This window comes from Actinomadura geliboluensis, from assembly GCF_043197915.1.
GTDB lineage: Bacteria > Actinomycetota > Actinomycetes > Streptosporangiales > Streptosporangiaceae > Spirillospora > Spirillospora geliboluensis.
Genome location: NZ_JBICUA010000002.1, coordinates 139,716 through 155,309, shown reverse-complemented (window position 1 = coordinate 155,309; position 15,594 = coordinate 139,716). Strand labels below are relative to the sequence as shown.

General features: G+C 73.4%; 13 protein-coding genes. 8 read left to right on the top strand and 5 right to left on the bottom strand.

Translation table 11 applies throughout. The features are described from left to right. The first annotated feature begins 238 nt into the window (after positions 1-238). A complete protein-coding gene (locus ACGFI1_RS06280; protein WP_392783614.1) occupies positions 239-3,709 on the top strand; it encodes an AAA family ATPase in 3,471 nt (1,156 codons plus the stop codon). 25 nt (positions 3,710-3,734) lie between these two features. On the opposite strand, the gene ACGFI1_RS06275 is transcribed toward ACGFI1_RS06280, so the two are convergent. After that, positions 3,735-4,475, bottom strand: coding sequence for a DUF2812 domain-containing protein (locus ACGFI1_RS06275; RefSeq protein WP_392783610.1), 741 nt, complete (start codon positions 4,473-4,475; stop codon positions 3,735-3,737). Continuing rightward, a complete protein-coding gene (locus ACGFI1_RS06270; RefSeq protein ID WP_138639447.1) occupies positions 4,472-4,810 on the bottom strand; it encodes a PadR family transcriptional regulator in 339 nt (112 codons plus the stop codon). Before ACGFI1_RS06270 ends, ACGFI1_RS06275 begins: the two co-directional genes overlap by 4 nt. A 235-nt stretch (positions 4,811-5,045) precedes the next feature. Here ACGFI1_RS06270 and ACGFI1_RS06265 point away from each other — a divergent pair, with 235 nt between their 5' ends. Further along, positions 5,046-5,228, top strand: a complete 183-nt coding sequence (locus ACGFI1_RS06265; RefSeq protein WP_138639448.1) for a hypothetical protein — start codon at positions 5,046-5,048, stop codon at positions 5,226-5,228. A gap of 109 nt (positions 5,229-5,337) precedes the next feature. Here the strand turns inward: ACGFI1_RS06265 and ACGFI1_RS06260 are convergent, their stop codons facing one another. After that, positions 5,338-6,000, bottom strand: a complete 663-nt coding sequence (locus tag ACGFI1_RS06260) for a TetR/AcrR family transcriptional regulator (protein WP_392783601.1) — start codon at positions 5,998-6,000, stop codon at positions 5,338-5,340. Positions 6,001-6,194: 194 nt separating this feature from the next. Between ACGFI1_RS06260 and ACGFI1_RS06255 the strand changes: the two genes are divergently transcribed. Continuing rightward, positions 6,195-8,081: a serine/threonine protein kinase gene (locus ACGFI1_RS06255; protein ID WP_392783599.1), complete on the top strand. Its 1,887-nt coding sequence runs from the start codon at positions 6,195-6,197 to the stop codon at positions 8,079-8,081. 159 nt (positions 8,082-8,240) lie between these two features. Here ACGFI1_RS06255 and ACGFI1_RS06250 read toward each other — a convergent pair whose 3' ends face one another. Both ACGFI1_RS06250 and ACGFI1_RS06245 read right to left on the bottom strand, forming a co-directional pair. After that, positions 8,241-8,495 carry a DUF397 domain-containing protein gene (locus tag ACGFI1_RS06250; protein WP_386875468.1) on the bottom strand — a complete coding sequence of 85 codons (255 nt, stop codon included), beginning with the start codon at positions 8,493-8,495 and terminating at the stop codon, positions 8,241-8,243. Further along, the gene (locus ACGFI1_RS06245) at positions 8,492-9,313 is read right to left on the bottom strand and encodes a helix-turn-helix domain-containing protein (RefSeq protein ID WP_138639452.1); all 822 of its coding nucleotides are present in this window, start codon (positions 9,311-9,313) and stop codon (positions 8,492-8,494) included. The genes ACGFI1_RS06250 and ACGFI1_RS06245 overlap by 4 nt, the downstream gene beginning before the upstream one ends. 271 nt (positions 9,314-9,584) lie before the next feature. Between ACGFI1_RS06245 and ACGFI1_RS06240 the strand changes: the two genes are divergently transcribed. From ACGFI1_RS06240 to ACGFI1_RS06220, 5 genes are all read left to right on the top strand, one after another. Then, positions 9,585-10,205: an ATP-binding protein gene (locus ACGFI1_RS06240; protein WP_138639450.1), complete on the top strand. Its 621-nt coding sequence runs from the start codon at positions 9,585-9,587 to the stop codon at positions 10,203-10,205. A gap of 97 nt (positions 10,206-10,302) precedes the next feature. After that, positions 10,303-10,656, top strand: coding sequence for an STAS domain-containing protein (locus ACGFI1_RS06235; protein WP_240808279.1), 354 nt, complete (start codon positions 10,303-10,305; stop codon positions 10,654-10,656). A 247-nt stretch (positions 10,657-10,903) separates the two neighbouring features. Next, positions 10,904-12,160, top strand: a complete 1,257-nt coding sequence (locus tag ACGFI1_RS06230; protein WP_301175369.1) for a M16 family metallopeptidase — start codon at positions 10,904-10,906, stop codon at positions 12,158-12,160. Then, positions 12,157-13,521 (top strand): M16 family metallopeptidase, encoded by a 1,365-nt coding sequence (locus ACGFI1_RS06225; RefSeq protein WP_301175368.1) that lies wholly within the window; start codon positions 12,157-12,159, stop codon positions 13,519-13,521. The genes ACGFI1_RS06230 and ACGFI1_RS06225 overlap by 4 nt, the downstream gene beginning before the upstream one ends. Positions 13,522-13,783: 262 nt before the next feature. Then, positions 13,784-15,502, top strand: coding sequence for a sporulation protein (locus ACGFI1_RS06220; RefSeq protein ID WP_392783594.1), 1,719 nt, complete (start codon positions 13,784-13,786; stop codon positions 15,500-15,502). Positions 15,503-15,594 lie beyond the last annotated feature (92 nt).

Sequence of the window (15,594 nt, the reverse complement as noted above, 5' to 3'; positions counted from 1 at the left end):
GGGACCAGCCCGGCGGGCGAACCGAATCTTCGGATACCTACCCAGTTGAGCGGTCCGGCGAGCCTGGCACAGCAGTCCGGACGCGTGAACAAAGCGACAGATGACGCTTAGTGGGAAAAACGCACGATTGTTCTCACCTCGACGGGTTCCCCTTCCGGCCGCACCGGGTCCGACCCCCGGAAAGCCCTGGATCGCTAGGCTTTCGCACTGTTTCGTGGACCTCGGGGAGGAGCAGCGGGTGCGGCTGCCAGAACACTTGGAACTGCTCGTCACGGACGAGCCCGTCCTCGACCTGTACGCGTCCCGCCCGTGGCGCGTCCCCGACGGGTTCTACGACGAGGTCCGCGGCCGGGTGGACGCCCTCGCCGAGGACCCGCGCTGCGCCGGGTTCACCGTGGACGAGCACGGGCTGATGGCCGTCCCCGCCCCGCTGATCGTCGCCGAGATGATGACCACGCTCGGTTTCCTGCCCGGCGGCGCCGCCGTCCTGTCCGGGTCGAGCGCGAAGCTGTACCACGAGGTCTTCGGCCCCTACATGGCCGAGCCGCTGGACCCGGGCGAGGAGGACGTCGACTGGAGCGCCGGGGCCGGCGCCTTCCGGCCCTTCGACTGGCTGGAGGAGACCGGCGACCAGGACCTCGCGCTCACCCTGGCCCGCGAGGCGGCCGGCGTGTTCCAGGGGCTGCAGCCGTTCGAGCGGCGGCGGCGCGCCCTGCTCAAGCTGTACGACAACCCGCCGCCCGGGAACTGGCTAGCGCTGCCCTTGGAGAAGCGGCGCGACGCGTGGGCCGCGCAGGCCGACGACGATGTCCTCGCAGTACTGCCTGAACTGGCCGGCCCCATCGGCTATCTGGAATGGGTGTGCTCGGGGCTGCTGCCCGTCCACGAGCACCTGCGCGAGGTGGCCCCGCACGGCGAGACCGCCGACGGGCTGCTCGTCCACTTGCTGCTGCAGGCGGGGCTCAAGCAGGTCCCAGCCGAACTGTCGGTCGTGCTCACCGAGGACCGGTACGGCGAACTTCTCGGACGGTTCGAGGACGCCCGCGGCTCCTCCTTCGACCCCGACGAGTGGTGCTCGGACGAATGGGCGTGGCTCGGCCGCGCCCTCGGCGCCGGGGCCGTCGACGCCTGCCGGGGCTGGCTCGACATGGCCGCGCGCTTCACCGGCTGCGTCCAGGGGCTGCCCGGCCCGGCGCGCTCGCCCGACCCCGTGTGGATCCCCGTCGGCGGCTTCCAGGACGACGTGCGCCGCCTGTTCACCCCGCGCCGCCGCGTCGCCAACCCGCTCGCCGCGAGCCTCGGCACGGCGCCGTCGCGGCGGCGCGGCGACCGCACCGCCGAGATCGAGACGGACCTGATCGGCCAGCCGGACGTCGTCGCGGCGCTGGCGGACATCGCGGCGGGCGACGGCCCGGTCCGGCTGATGCTCGTCGGCCCGGACGGCACCGGCAAGCGCGACGCCGCCCAGGAGGTCGCCGAGATCGTGCAGCGGCGCGGCATCATGGAGCCGCCGCTGTGGCTGGCCGGCGACTTCTTCGCCGCCAAGGAGGTCTCCGCCGCGACCAGCCAGCTCTACGCCGAGGCCCGCGACTGCGCCGGCGTGCGGCTGATGGTCATCGACGGCCTGGACGACATGTCCCACGACACGCAGAGCGGCGAAGCCATCGTCGAGCAGCTGCACCGGACCCTGGACGCCCACGACGACCTGCACGTCGTCGTCTTGTGCGAGCCGGGAGGCGACGAACGGATCCGCGAGGTCAACCCCGCGCTGGCGCTGCGGTTCCAGATCGTCCCGACGCACCCGTTCACCGCCGAGGGCCACGCGGAGCTGTTCAACCGTGCGATCCAGCAGCGCGGGGCGCGCGCGCACAAGCGCGCCTTGACCGCCGCGGGTGAGCTGCTCGTCCGCACGCCGCCCGTGCGGAACCTGCGCAACGCCCGCCTCGCCCAGCACCTCGCCGACACCGTCGTGGACGCCGTCCGCGCCCGGACCGAGCCCGGCGCCGAACTCGTCGTCACGCACGCCGACGTCCCCGCCTCGTTCGACACCGCCGGCGACGACCCGATGGCCGAACTCGCCGCCCTCACCGGGCTCGGCACCGTCAAACAGGAGATCGAGCTGCTCGTCGCCGCCGCGAAGGCCGCGAAGATGCGCCGCGACGCCGGGCTGCCCGTCCCCGCCCCGCCCGCGCGGCACATGGTGTTCACCGGCAACCCCGGCACCGGCAAGACCGTCGTCGCCCGGCTGGTCGCCCGCGTCCTGAAGGACCTCGGCGTCCTGTCGTCCGGGCACCTGGTCGAGACGTCCCGCGCCGGGCTCGTCGGCCGCTACGTCGGCGAGACCGCCGGGAAGACCCGCGCCGTCGTGCAGCGCGCCGTCGGCGGCGTCCTGTTCGTCGACGAGGCGTACGCGCTCGCGCCGACGGGCTCGGAGGACGACTACGGGCCCGAGGCCGTCGCCGAGCTGCTCAAGGGCATGGAGGACCACCGGGACGACCTCGTCGTCATCGTCGCGGGCTACGAGCGCGAGATGCAGCGGTTCATCGCGTCCGACCCGGGCCTGGCGTCCCGGTTCCCGGGCACCGTCCGGTTCCCCGACTTCAGCGACGCCGAGCTGATGGAGATCTTCACCGGGCAGGCCGCGGCGGCCGGGCTCGCGGTGTCGGACGGCGCGCGCGGCAAGCTCGCCGGCCTGCTGCGGCGGGCCCCGCGCGGCCGGTCCTTCGGCAACGCCCGCGTCATGCGCAACCTGTGCGAGCGCGCCACCGCGCTGCAGGCCCGCCGCGTCACCGCGCTGGACGCGCCCACCGCCGCCGACCTCGCCGAACTGCGCGCCGACGACATCCCGGACGGCCTCGGCGGCGCCACGCGGGTCCCGCCGGCCACCGACCCGCTCGCCGAGCTGGACGCCCTCATCGGCCTCGCGTCCGTCAAGGAGGAGGTGCGCCGCCTCGCCGCCGAGGCCCGCGCCGCCGACCTGCGCCGCGCCGCCGGGCAGCCGGTCGGCGCCCCGTCCCGGCACATGGTGTTCACCGGCAACCCCGGCACCGCCAAGACGACCGTGGCGCGGCTCGTCGCGTCCGTCTACGCGCAGCTGGGGCTGCTGTCGTCCGGGCACCTCGTCGAGGTGACGCGCGCCGACCTCGCCGGCGCCTACGTCGGCCAGACCGCGCCGCGCGTGCGGGCCGCCGTCGAGCAGGCGCTCGGCGGGATCCTGTTCATCGACGAGGCGTACTCCCTGGCCGGCGACGCGTACGGGCGGGAGGCCGTCGCGACCCTCGTCCAGCTGATGGAGGAGTACCGCGGCGACCTGGTCGTCATCGCGGCGGGCTACGAGCGCGAGATGGACGCCTTCCTGGACGCCAACTCCGGGCTGCGGTCCCGCTTCCCCAAGCGGCTGGCGTTCCCCGACTACTCCGACGGCGAGCTGGTCGCGATCTTCGAGCACCTCGCCGCGCGGGACGGGCTCCGGCCGGCGCCGGACGTCCCCGGCCGGCTCCGCGAGATCCTGCGGGACGTGCCGCGCGGCCCGTCGTTCGGCAACGGCCGCCTCATGCGCAACCTGCTGGACGACGCCCTGGCCGTCCAGGCGGAGCGGCTCACCGCCGCTTCCGGCCCGGAGGAGCTGGCCACGCTGGAGGCCGCCGATCTGCGGCCGCACAAGCCCGGGTCGTCCGATCCGTCCAAGAGCGTCGGCCTCTACCTGTAGCGCCGGCCACCTGTGGCGGCGGGCGTCACTGCACGCGGCGATGGGCGTGCCTCAGGCGCAGGCCCATCAGCGCGAGGGCCACCACGCCGCCGGTCAGGCAGCCCGCGATGAAGATGAAGTGGGAGTCGTCCGGCGCGAAGACGATCCAGGCCGTGCACATGACGGCGAGGAAGACCGCGTAGCCGGCGAGGAACAGGTAGAAGCGCCTGCTCCAGTAGGTCGCCTTGGCCGGGGCCTCCGGCGTCAGATCGAGTTCGCCCTCCAAGCCGAGCGTGACCGCCTTGGGGCGCTTGAAGTACTCGAAGTGGAACCACGACCCGCAGGGCTCCCAGCCGTCCGGCGCGAGGCGCTCCGCGACGGCGGCGCGGTTGCGGGGCAGGACGGTCTCGCGGCGGTACTCCCAGCGCAGCGGGTGGTCGCCGGCGCGGCGGCTGACGAAGCGGCCGACGGAGTCGACGCGCTCGACCTCCCACCCCTCGTCGCCGTAGCGGTTGAGCACCTCGCGCTCGTGGAACGCGTCGGCCCGCCACGTCCACGTCTCGGCCTCGGCCGGCGGGGCGGCGGGGCCGGCGGGATCGCTCTCACGCTCGCCCGCTCCCGCGAGATGCGCGGCGAACTCGTCCGGCGTACCGAACTCCTGTTCCGGGTCGGTGCCGGACTCGGCCGCGAAGGCGGCCAGGTCGGCCACCGTCCGGGTGACCTCCTTCTCGGGCAGGCCGCGGTCGCGCAGGCTCCGCGTCAGTTCGTCGAAGTAGGGGTGCGTCATCGGTCGGCTCCCTCGGTGAGCATCTTCCGGACTGATTCGTCGAAGGCGAGCCACAGGCCGCTCTGCTCGGCGAGCGTCGCGCGGCCGGCGGCGGTGAGGCGGTAGTAGCGGCGGCCGGGCCCGCGGTCGGCGGCGCGGAACTCCGAAGAGACCAGCCCCGCCTCCTCCAGCCTGTTGAGGACGGGGTACAGGGTGCCGCCCTTGATCTGCCCCAGCCCCGCGTCGGCGAGGGTCTTGGCGATCTCGTACCCGTAGCTCTCGCCGCGGGTCAGCCCGGCGAGGACCAGCAGGTCGAGCACGCCCTTGAGCCAGCTGGCACGGCGGTCGAGAGCCATGGCGGACGGCACCTCCCCTTCAGTTAGCGCAACGACCTAAACGGTAGAGCAACCTAGTTAGGAATACAATCTAGATAGCGAGACCGAACCGAGGCCGGGGAGCGCCGCGGCCGGAACCGGTCGCGCATAAACGGAACGATCACTCGGAATAGCCGGAAGGATCTTGCGGTTGCAACTACCGTGCGAACACCGGCGCACCGGGTAGCACCCATGTCCACGACCCATGGAGGTGACCGTGCCGAGCAGCATCCCCCGCACCCGCTCCACGAACGGACGCAAACACGTGAAGACGACGTCGCTGCGAGCCCTCGCGGTGGCGGCCCAGTTGGAACGCAACCACGCCCCGGAGGGACCACCGGGCAAAGTGGACGGCCGGGAGGAGTCCCGCCCCGAGCGAGCGACTCCCGACCCGGCCTGACCTCAGCCCCCCGCACCCTCCGGCAACTTGTCCGGCCTGACCCGGTCTTGGTCAGGCGTACGACGCCGAGCCCCCGTGCATCGCGCACGGGGGTTTTGTCGTCTCGTACTCAGGGCCGGACGTGGGTCACGTTGTAGAGCGCGTGGACGGCGGCGCGCGCGCGTTCCGCTCCTACGAGGTCGACCATCGCGGCGAGATGCTCCGCTCCGAGGACGGCCAGAAGCGCATGCGCGGCCGCATCCGAGTCAACGCCCGGCTCGCCGGAGTCCGGGACCGTTCCACCCAACTGGTCGAGAAGGATCATCAGGTGCCGGTGCCAGAACCCGTAGGCGCCGATGCGGTAGCGCGCTCCCGGCGCGGCGGTCTCCGACATCCGCACCAGGGAGAGATGGGCCAGCGCGTAGTCGAGATACGCGTCGGCGAAGGCGTGCAGCCGGTCGGACGGCGAGACGGCCGCGTCCCCATCACCCGGACCCAGCGGGGCCGGGCCGGAAAGGATCGCATCCTGGAGGTCGCGCTCGCGCTGGTTCAGGAGGGCCGCCGCCAGGCCGGCCTTGTCGCCGAACCGGCGGAAGAGCGTCCCCTTTCCGACGCCGGCCGCGGCGGCGACGGCGTCCATCGAGACCGACTCGACCCCGTGCCTGGCGAAGAGCCCGGCCGCCGCGTCCAGCACCTTCACGCGGTTGCGGGCGGCGTCGGCGCGCTCCTTGGGCGGCGGCGTCCGCATCAGTTCGAGGTCGACACGACGGCCGCCCGCGGGTCCCCGCTCCATCGGCGCCTCCTCATCGAATTAACCGGACTATAGTCCTATTTTGCGTTCGCGCGTGCCCAGATCATGCCGGATCAGGGCCGGAGCGGATCCGGGGCGCGGAGATCGATGATCGCGCGGAGCGTCTACCATCGTGTGCCCAATAGTCTTGCTCCACGGTCTTGCGAACGAGCCGGGAGCAACGGGGAGCGAGTGGTGTGACGGACAGGACGATGCCGGACGCCCTTCCACTGAGGTCGGGCGACCCGACTGAGCTGGGCGGATACGAGATCCTCGGCCGCCTCGGGGAGGGCGGTCAGGGCGCCGTCTTCCTCGGCAGGCGGGCCGGCGAGACTGGAACGATCCGGTCCGCCGACCACGTCGCGATCAAGCTGCTGCACGGCGGCCTCGCCGGCGACGAGGCGGCCCGCGCGCGCTTCGTCCGCGAGCTGGAGGTCGCCAAGCGGGTGGCGCGGTTCTGCACCGCGCAGGTGCTCGACGCCGACGTCGCGGGCGACCAGCCCTACATCGTCAGCGAGTACGTGCCGGGCCTGTCGCTGCACCATGTCGTGCGGACGGAGGGCCCGCGCACGGGCGGCGCGCTGGAGCGCCTCGCCATCAGCACCCTGACCGCGCTCACCGCGATCCACCAGGCCGGCATCGTCCACCGTGACTTCAAACCGCACAACGTGATGCTGGGCCCAGACGGCCCTCGCGTCATCGACTTCGGAGTGGCGCGCGCGCTGGGCGCGGCGGGTGAGACGCAGAACGTCGGCACGCCCGCCTACATGTCGCCCGAGCACTTCACCGGCGGGGAGGTCGGCCCCGCGGCCGACATGTTCGCCTGGGGCACGACGATGGCGTTCGCCGCCACCGGGCGTCCCGCGTTCGGGAACGACGAGATGGCCACGGTCATGCACCGCATCCTGACCGGCGAGCCCGATCTCGGCGACCTGCCCGACCCGATGCGCGAACTCGTCCTGGCGTGCCTGGCCAAAGACCCGGCGCAGCGCCCGACCGCACGGCAGGCGCAGGAGCGGCTGGTCGGCGCCGCCACCGGGACGTTCGCCGGCGGATCGCCCGTCCCGCCGCTGCCCGCCTTCCCCGGCCTGCTCGCCGACGCGGCGACGGGGCCCGGCGCGGGGACGCCGCGGAGCTCCACGGACCCGTACGCCTCCCCGTCGGCGATGGCGGGCGCCCTGCTGCCTCCCGACCACGTCACGGACCCGTCCGCCCCCCGGAACAGGACGGCCCCGCAACCGCCGCCCTACGAGGAGCTGAACCCGCCGCTGGTCATGCCGGGGCAGCCGCAGGGCGCGCCCCCGCCGGTCCCGCCCGCCGCACCGCCTGGTCAGGGCCCGCACGGACAAGGCCAGCACGGACAAGGCCAGCACGGGCCGGAGGGCAGGAGGCGCGGGCGCCTCCTCGTGCCCATCGCGGCAGCGGCGGCGGTGGCCGTCGTCCTCGCGGGCGGCGCCGCCTGGGCCGCGACGAGGGGCGGCGACGACAAGGGCAACGACCACCAGACCGTCGCCTCCGACGACAACCAGGGCGCGCAGGGAGGCGCCGGGCCCACGGACAGTGCGGGCAACGCCGCGCAGAGCCCGTCCAAGCAGAAGTCCGGGCAACCGCAGAGCACGAAAAGCGGAAACCCGGCGTCCCCTGGGCCGTCCAAGAAGCCGGGGGAGGCACCGCAGCAGCCGGGCCAGCCCGCGCCCACGCCGGGCACCGGCGGCGGTGGCGGTGATGATGGCGGCGGCGGTACGCCCGCCCGGGAGCCCGCCAACAAGTACACGCCGCAGCAGGCGTGCAACAGCGGCGGCCATGGGAGCGGCTACTACGTGCAGCGGTCGCTAAGCGTCTCCGGCGGCGTGGCCTACCTGCTCTACAACAGCTCGGGCTACAACTGCGCGGTCACCATGAAGACGGTGAACGTCGGCAAGTCGTCGCCCGTCTCGGTGTGGATCCAGAAGCAGGGCGGCAGCTCCATCGCCGACAGCGGGTCGTTCGCCTGGTACGCGGGACCGGTGTACGTGAAGGCGCCCGGCGCCTGCGTCAGGTTCGGCGGCAACGGCCGTAGCGCTCCCTACGGCAACTGCGGCTGAGCCCGCGGCCGGAACCCCGCGGTGGCAGAAGAAAGGCCACCCTCGCGCCGGGGTGGCCTGTGAGCGATCTGGTGCCGTCCGTACCGCGGTCGGGTCGACGTTCGGTGTTCCGGAGCCGACCCGCCGCCGTTCGGGCGTGCCGTTCGTTGTGAGAGCCGGTCAGTTACGGGAGGCGATGAGATGGTCGAAGTCGCCGTCCTTGGCTCCAAGGATCAGCGCCTCTATCTCCGGGCGGGTGTAGATCAAGGCGGGTCCGTCGGGATGACGGGAGTTGCGCATCGCGACCTGCCCGCCGGGCAGCTCGGCGATTTCCACACAGTTCCCCTGGGAGTTGCTTCGCCGGGACTTCAGCCACCGCGCTCCGAGGAGTTCGGCGGCCGGCATCCCGTTGTCGTAATCGGTCTGGAGCATCATGTCTCTCTGAGAAGATCACCGAGAAGCTCGACGGTGCGCTCCGGGGTCGCACTGTCGACGCACAGGCGTTCCATCGCCTGCAGATAGGTGTCGACGTCGTCGCGCTTGTCCAGGTACATCGCGCCGGTGAGGTTCTCGACGTAAACCACGTCCGGCAGGTCCTGCTCGGGAAAGCGCAGGATGGTGAAGGCCCCGCCCTCGGCGGCGTGGCCGCCGAACCTGAACGGCATGATCTGGATGGTGACGTTGGGCAGCTTGGACATCTCGATGAGGTGCTCGAACTGGCCCCGCATCACCTCCGGACCGCCGATGGGGCGCCGGAGCGCCCCCTCGTCCACCACGGCCCACAGGCGCGGTGCGTCCGGGCCCGTGAGGCGTTCCTGACGTTGCAGGCGCAGTTCCACGCGCTGGTCGATCTCGTGTTCGGCGGCGCCGGCGTTGCCCAGGCGGATCACCGCACGCGCATACCCCTCCGACTGCAGCAGTCCCGGGACGAACTGCAGTTCATACGTGCGGATCAACGCCGCCGACTCCTCCAGGCCCACATAGGTCTGGAACCAGCCGGGCAGCACGTCGTTGTACCGGTGCCACCAACCGGGGGTGTTGGCCTCCCGCGCCAGTTGCAGCAGCGCCTCGCGCTCGGTCTTGTCGCTGACGCCGTACAACGTGAGCAGGTCGTCCACGTCGCGTTCTTTGAAGCTGACCCGGCCGAGCTCGAGACGGCTGATCTTCGACTCCGACGCACGGATGACGTAGCCGGCGTCCTGACGGGTCACGCCCTTCTGCTCGCGCAGACGGCGCAGCTGCGACCCGAGCAGGATCCGACGAACCGTCGACCCGCTTCCCGGCGTCTCTGGAGTCACGCCCAACCTCCCGGCTATTCGGCGGACAGCGAACCTAGTGTGCCACTGGCCTGAGTGTCCTGCGGTTACCTCCGTTCACCCGCGTGCAATCCGCGTCGCCCCACACCCACACAACCCGGATGCACGTGCATTGGGCCTTGCATTCGCACGCTACGATGCGCAGGATAACGCACGAGACTTCCGAGCCACGGCTGCACAACGAGATCACTCTGCGGGGTCCGGTGGAATGACGTCACGCCACGCGCACGACGACACGCGGTGGGAGCTCGGCCCCATCGCGGGGCCGAGCGAGCCACGGGACCACGCTGGGCTGTCGACGCCCGTCCCCGAGTCGGTGAACCTGCCGCCCCGGCTGGACACGGCCGTCACGGCGCTCACCGAGCTGCGGGGCACCACGGTGTCGTTCACGGTGCAGCCCGACCCGGAATCGGTCACCGAGGCCCGGCACTTCGCCGTTTCCCGGCTCACCGAATGGAACCTCCCCGAGCTCGCCGACGACGTCGGCCTCGTCGTGTCCGAGCTCGTGACGAACGCACTGCGGCACAGCGGAGGGGTGAACTCCAGCGGGCGGCCGGGCGTCGACGTGCACCGCGAGGGCGTGTACGGCGACCCGGCCGACCCGCTGGGCTCCGCGCCGTCCGCGATAAGGCTGCGCCTGGGGCACGAGGCGCCCTGGCTGCTCTGCGGCATCATGGACGCCAGCCGGACCGCGCCGCGCCGCAGGGAACCCGACTACATCGCCGAGACGGGACGCGGCCTCCACCTCGTCGAGTCGTTCAGCGTCCGGTGGGGGTGGCGGGGGCTCGACCACGGCAAGGTGGTGTGGGCGCTGTTCCGTTCCCCGTGACGCAGCGCGTAACGGCGCGCGACAGGGGTAACTATCCAATTCCCCCGCGGGCACCTCGCACAGGGCCCGACGAGCCATGCGGATGAGAGGAGCACCTGTGGACTTCGCCGTCGAGCACCGCGTCGAGAGGGGCCTCACGGTCGTCAAGATCAGCGGTGAGATCGACGTCTTCACCAGCCCCCGGCTGCGCGAGGCACTGCTCGACATCATCGACAACGGCGGCACCCACCTCGTCATCGACCTCGGCGAGGTGACGTTCCTCGACTCCACGGGCCTGGGCGTCCTGGTCGGCATCTACCACCGGCTCCGCGCGCGCGACGGCTCGATGTCCTTCATGGGTGTCAACGACCGGGTGCGCCGGGTCTTCCACGTCACCCAGCTCACCAAGATCTTCGTCCTGCACCGCTCCCTGGAGGACGCGATAGCGGCCCACGAGGCCGCCACCTCCTGACCCGCCGCTCCCCGCCTGACCCACCGCTCCCCCAGACCCCCGCCCGGAACGACCCCAACTTCCGCTCCCATTCGCCCGCTCTTGTCCGGCTTTGTCGACCTGGTCATCCACAGGTCGGCGTGGACGCGACCGCGGCCGGACGTACCCGGTACGGTGAGACCGAGATCAAGCCCGCCGCCCGGGCACGTCCCGCCGACGCGCGCGGTGCTGTCCGCCAGCCGACCCATCGAACGGACGGGAGCGCTCCGTGGCAGAACAGCCGCTGCATGAGCACACGCTCGGCAATGGCCTGCGCGTGGTGGTCTGCGAAGACCACGTCGTACCACTGGCCGCCGTGAACATCTGGTACGGGGTGGGCTCACGGCACGAGCGGTCCGGCCGGACCGGCCTCGCCCACCTCTTCGAGCACCTGATGTTCCAGGGCTCCGCGAACGTCGCCGAAGGCGAGCACGCCGCGCTGCTGGAGAGCGCCGGCGCCGCCTTCAACGCCAGCACGTCGTTCGAGCGCACGAACTACTACGAGACGGTGCCGGTCAGCCACCTGGAGCTCGCGCTCTGGCTGGAGGCCGACCGGATGGGCACGCTGCCCGCCGCGCTCACCCAGGCCAACCTCGACAACCAGCGCGACGTCGTGAAGAACGAGCGCCGCCAGCGCTACGACAACCAGCCCTACGGGACGGCCTTCGAGCGGCTGTGCGCGCTGACGTTCCCCGGCGGCCACCCGTACGCGCACACACCGATCGGCTCGATGGACGACCTCGACGCCACCACCCTCGAAGACTGCGCCGACTTCTTCGCCACCTGGTACGCGCCGGGCAACGCCGTCCTGTCCGTCGTCGGCGACGTCGACCCGGCCGCGACCATCGCGGCGGTCGAGCGCTACTTCGGCGGCATCCCGGCCGGCCCGGCCAAACCCGCCGCCCGCCCCGGCGAGCTCGGGCCGCTGACCGGCGTCCGCGAGGAGACCCTCACCGAGGACGTCCCGTCCCCCGCCTACTTCGCTATGTTCACGCTGCCGACCGACGGCGGCGACGACGTCGAGGCCGCCGAGCTGGCCGTCGAGATCCTCGGCGGCGGCTCCGGCTCCCGCCTCTACGACCGGATGGTCCGCCGCGACCAGATCGCCACCGAGGTCTGGGCCGGGGTGACCCGGCTGGCCTCCGGCCCGTCGCTGGCCATCGTCGACGCCATCGGGCCGGAACCGGACAAGATCGCCGCCGTGCTGGACGAGGAGCTCGAGCGGTTCGCCGCGCACGGCCCCGACGCCGACGAGACCGCCCGCGCCACCGCGCAGGCCGAACGCGGCTTCCTGGAGCAGACCGAGACCGTCACCGGCCTGGCCAACGCGCTGTCGCAGAACGCCACCCAGTTCGACGACCCGGCCCGGGTCTTCACCGCCCCCGGCCGCGCCGCCGCCGTCACCGGGGACGCGATCAAGGAGATGGCGGGCCGCTGGCTGGCCCCCGGCGCCCGCACCGCCCTGACCTACGGAGGCACCTCGTGAGCAGCGGCCTGGCACTGCAGCCCCGTCCCGTCCCCGGCCCGGCCCCGGCCTGGGTGTTCCCGTCCGGCGTCGAGGGCCGCGTCCCGGCCGGCCCGGCCACGCTCCGCTGCGACCTGCCCGGCCGCCGGCTCGCCGCGGTCCGGCTCGTCCTGCACGCGGGCGCGGGCCGCGAGCCCGCCGGCCTGGACGGCGTCGCCACCCTCGCCGCGCACGCCCTGATGGAGGGCACCGAGCCCGGCGGCGGCACCGCGCTGACCGCCGCGTTCGAGCGCCTCGGCGCCAGCTTCTACGCGACCGCCGACCTCACCGCGCTGCGCATCGCGCTGGACGTCCCGACCTCCCGCCTCGGCGCCGCCCTCGACCTGTTCTCCGGCGTCGTGCGCCGCCCCGCGCTCGACGACGCCGACGTGCGCCGGCTCGTCCGCGAGCGCCTGGAGGAGATCGCCCAGGAGGACGCCGACCCCGGCTCGCGCGCCATGCGCGAACTGCGCGCGGTGATGTTCCCGGCCGAGGCCCGCGCGTCCCGCCCGACGGGCGGCGGCCGCACCTCGGTCGGCGCGCTGCAGGGCTCCGACGTCCGCGCCTTCTACGGCTCCATCGTCCCGGCCGAGGCCACCGCGGTCGTCGCCGGCGACCTCTCCGGGACGGGCGCCGACGCGTCCCTCGCCGCCGCCCTGGAGTCCTGGGCGGCCACCGGCGAGCCGCTGCCCACCGCCGACCGCGTCCTGCCCGACTCGGCGGCGCGCATCGTCGTCGTCGACCGCCCCGGATCCGTCCAGACCTACCTCAGCTTCGGGCACGGCGTCCCCGACCGCTCGCACCACGACTGGCCGTCCCTGACGGTCGCGGCCCACGTCCTCGGCGGCGGCCTCACGTCCCGCCTGAACGCGGTGCTGCGCGAGGAGAAGGGCTACACCTACGGCATGCGCGCCGGCCTGCTGCGGATGCGGCACTGCGGCCTGTTCATCGCGCAGGGCTCCGTCCACACCGAGGTCACCGCCGACGCGGTCGGCGACGCGCTGACCGAGCTGCGCAGCATCGTCTCCCGGGGCATCGACCCCGAGGAGCACGGCCTCTCCGTCCGCGCGCTGGCCGACCGCGCGCCCGCCGAGTACGAGACGTCCCGCGCCGTCGCCGCCGAACTCGCCGACGCGTCCGCGAACGGCCTCGGCGCCGGCTACCCGAGCGCCTACCTGGCCGCCGTCCGCGCCTCCACCCCCGACGGGGTGGCCCGCGCCTACCGCAAGCACGTCGACCCGGAGGGCCTCACCGTCATCGCCGTGGGCGACGCGTCCAAGATCCGCGAACCCCTGGAGCAGCTCGGCTACGCCCCGGTCACCGTGACCTCCAAGGAGGACTGACCCCGGAGCCGCCCCGCCGACCAGCGGCGGCACCCCCGCGCGCGAGAAGCCCGGGCATGTCCCTTGCGAGCGGCCACGCCGAGCATCACGCAGCGCCGCGACGAAGGCGTCTCCGGCCCCCACGGCCGGAGACCCTTCAATGTTCCGCTTCGGGGGTGAACCGATGGCATGGTGAAGTAGGTCTAACTTGCGTGGCCCAGGGCTGGCGCGGTGGGCTGGGGGCGGGGCGAACGTCCTCGCGAACTGAAGAAGGGAACGGCCGGTGTCCTACGGGCAGATGGCGGGTGGCGGGCCGTCCGTCGACACGATCCTCGCGGAGCCGAACTGCAAGCCGGGCGGGGTCGTGGCGGGCAAGGTCCACCTGCGCGGCGGGCCCGGGCCCGTGGAGATCCGGCATGTGACGCTCGCGCTCATGCCGCGCATGCAGAACGGCTACGGCGGCGAGACCGCGGGGCCCGAGGTGTACCGGGGCGCGCTCACCCGCCGCTTCCGGCTGGATCCCGCGCAGCAGCGCGACCTCGCGTTCTCCATCCCGCTGCCGTACGAGCTGCCGTTCACGACCGTCCTCGGGCATGAGCTGCCCGGCTTCACGATCGGCATGTGCACCGAGGTCGACGCCGTCGGGCAGCCCGACCCCGGCGACATCGACCCGATCTCGGTCGAGCCGCTGGAGTCCCAGCAGTGGGTGCTCGCCTCGATCGCGCGGCTCGGCTTCCAGATCACCAACGTGACGTTCGAGTCGTCGAAGCTGCGCGGCGTCGCGCAGCAGCTGCCGTTCCACCAGGAGATCCACCTCAACCCGCCGACCGCGTACCAGGGGCGGATCGACAAGGTCGGGCTGAGCTTCGTCGCCAGCCCGCGCAGCATGGCCTTCGTCCTGCGCGCGGAAGACCGCGACACCCCGCGGGACGAGTCGTTCGGCGTGTTCCAGGTCGCGCACGCCGAGGCCGCCGAGACCGACTGGAACGCCAAGATCGGCGAGTGGCTGGAGGCCGCCGCCGCGCTGCCGCGCTCGTCCGGCTCCGGTGGCGACGCCCGGGCGCCGCTGCCGCCGCCCGGCGGTGCGCCCTTCCCGCCGCCGCCCCCGGCCAACGCCTCCCCTTACGGGCAGGCCGAGAACGCCCAGTTCCCGCCCCCGGCGCCCGCCCCGGGCGAGGGACCGGCCGCCTACTCCTCCAGCCCCGGCTATCCGGGCGGGCCGGGCCCCGCGTACCCGCCCCCGGGCGCTCCCGCGCACGCCGCGCACTCGCCCATGCCCCCCGGGCCCGGAGCGCCGCCTCCGCCCGGACAGATGCCGTACGGCGCCCCGCCTCCCGGCCAGACCCCGCCTCCACCGCCCGGCGGCGCGCCCATGCCGCCCCCGCTGCCCGGACATATGGGGCATGGGCACACGCCGCCTCCGCCTCCCGGCGGAGCGTTCGCGCCCGGGCACGCCGGGCCGCCGCCCGCTCCCCACGGAGCCGTGCCACCGCCCGCACCGCCGGGCCCCGGCGGCATGCCCGGCCACACCGCTCCGCCGCCCGCACCGCACGGTGCCCCGCCGCCTCCCGCGCCCGGCGGCCCGTACCCGCCGGCGCCGAGCCACGCGGGCCCGCCGCCCGCCTACCCGCCCGCGATGCACGGCCACCCCGCGCCGCCGCCGCACGTCCACCACGGCTACCACGGGCATCGCGGCCACCACGGCATCGCCGCGGCGGGCCTGGTCGGCGGTGCCGCCGCGGCCGGTGTCGCGGGCGGCATGGCCATCGGCGCCATGGGCGACGTCGCCGGGCAGGCCGCGAACGTGGCGGGCTACGTCGCGGGCGCCCCGGTCGACGCGTTCGGCAACGCCGTCGCCGGATACGCCGGCAACGTCGCCGGCGGCATGATCGCGGACGCCGCCGGCGGCGTCGCCGGGGACATCGCGGGCGACGTGGCCGGCGAGATCGCGGGCGGTGCCGCTGAGATCCTCGGCGGCCTGCTCGGCGGCCTCTTCGGCTGACCGCCCGCACCGAAATCACCGGACCTTTCGGACGAGATGCGCCGCGATCTCGTCCAATCCGGCCACGGATGGTTATCGTCGAAGGCGCAGCC

Bases quoted from the DNA above. Each gene is read 5' to 3' on its own strand.
- ACGFI1_RS06275 (WP_392783610.1), bottom strand. From the start codon at position 4,475: ATGACGCACCCCTACTTCGACGAACTGACGCGGAGCCTGCGCGACCGC.
- ACGFI1_RS06270 (WP_138639447.1), bottom strand. From the start codon at position 4,810: ATGGCTCTCGACCGCCGTGCCAGCTGGCTCAAGGGCGTGCTCGACCTG.
- ACGFI1_RS06260 (WP_392783601.1), bottom strand. From the start codon at position 6,000: ATGGAGCGGGGACCCGCGGGCGGCCGTCGTGTCGACCTCGAACTGATG.
- ACGFI1_RS06250 (WP_386875468.1), bottom strand. From the start codon at position 8,495: ATGATGCTCCAGACCGATTACGACAACGGGATGCCGGCCGCCGAACTC.
- ACGFI1_RS06240 (WP_138639450.1), top strand. From the start codon at position 9,585: ATGACGTCACGCCACGCGCACGACGACACGCGGTGGGAGCTCGGCCCC.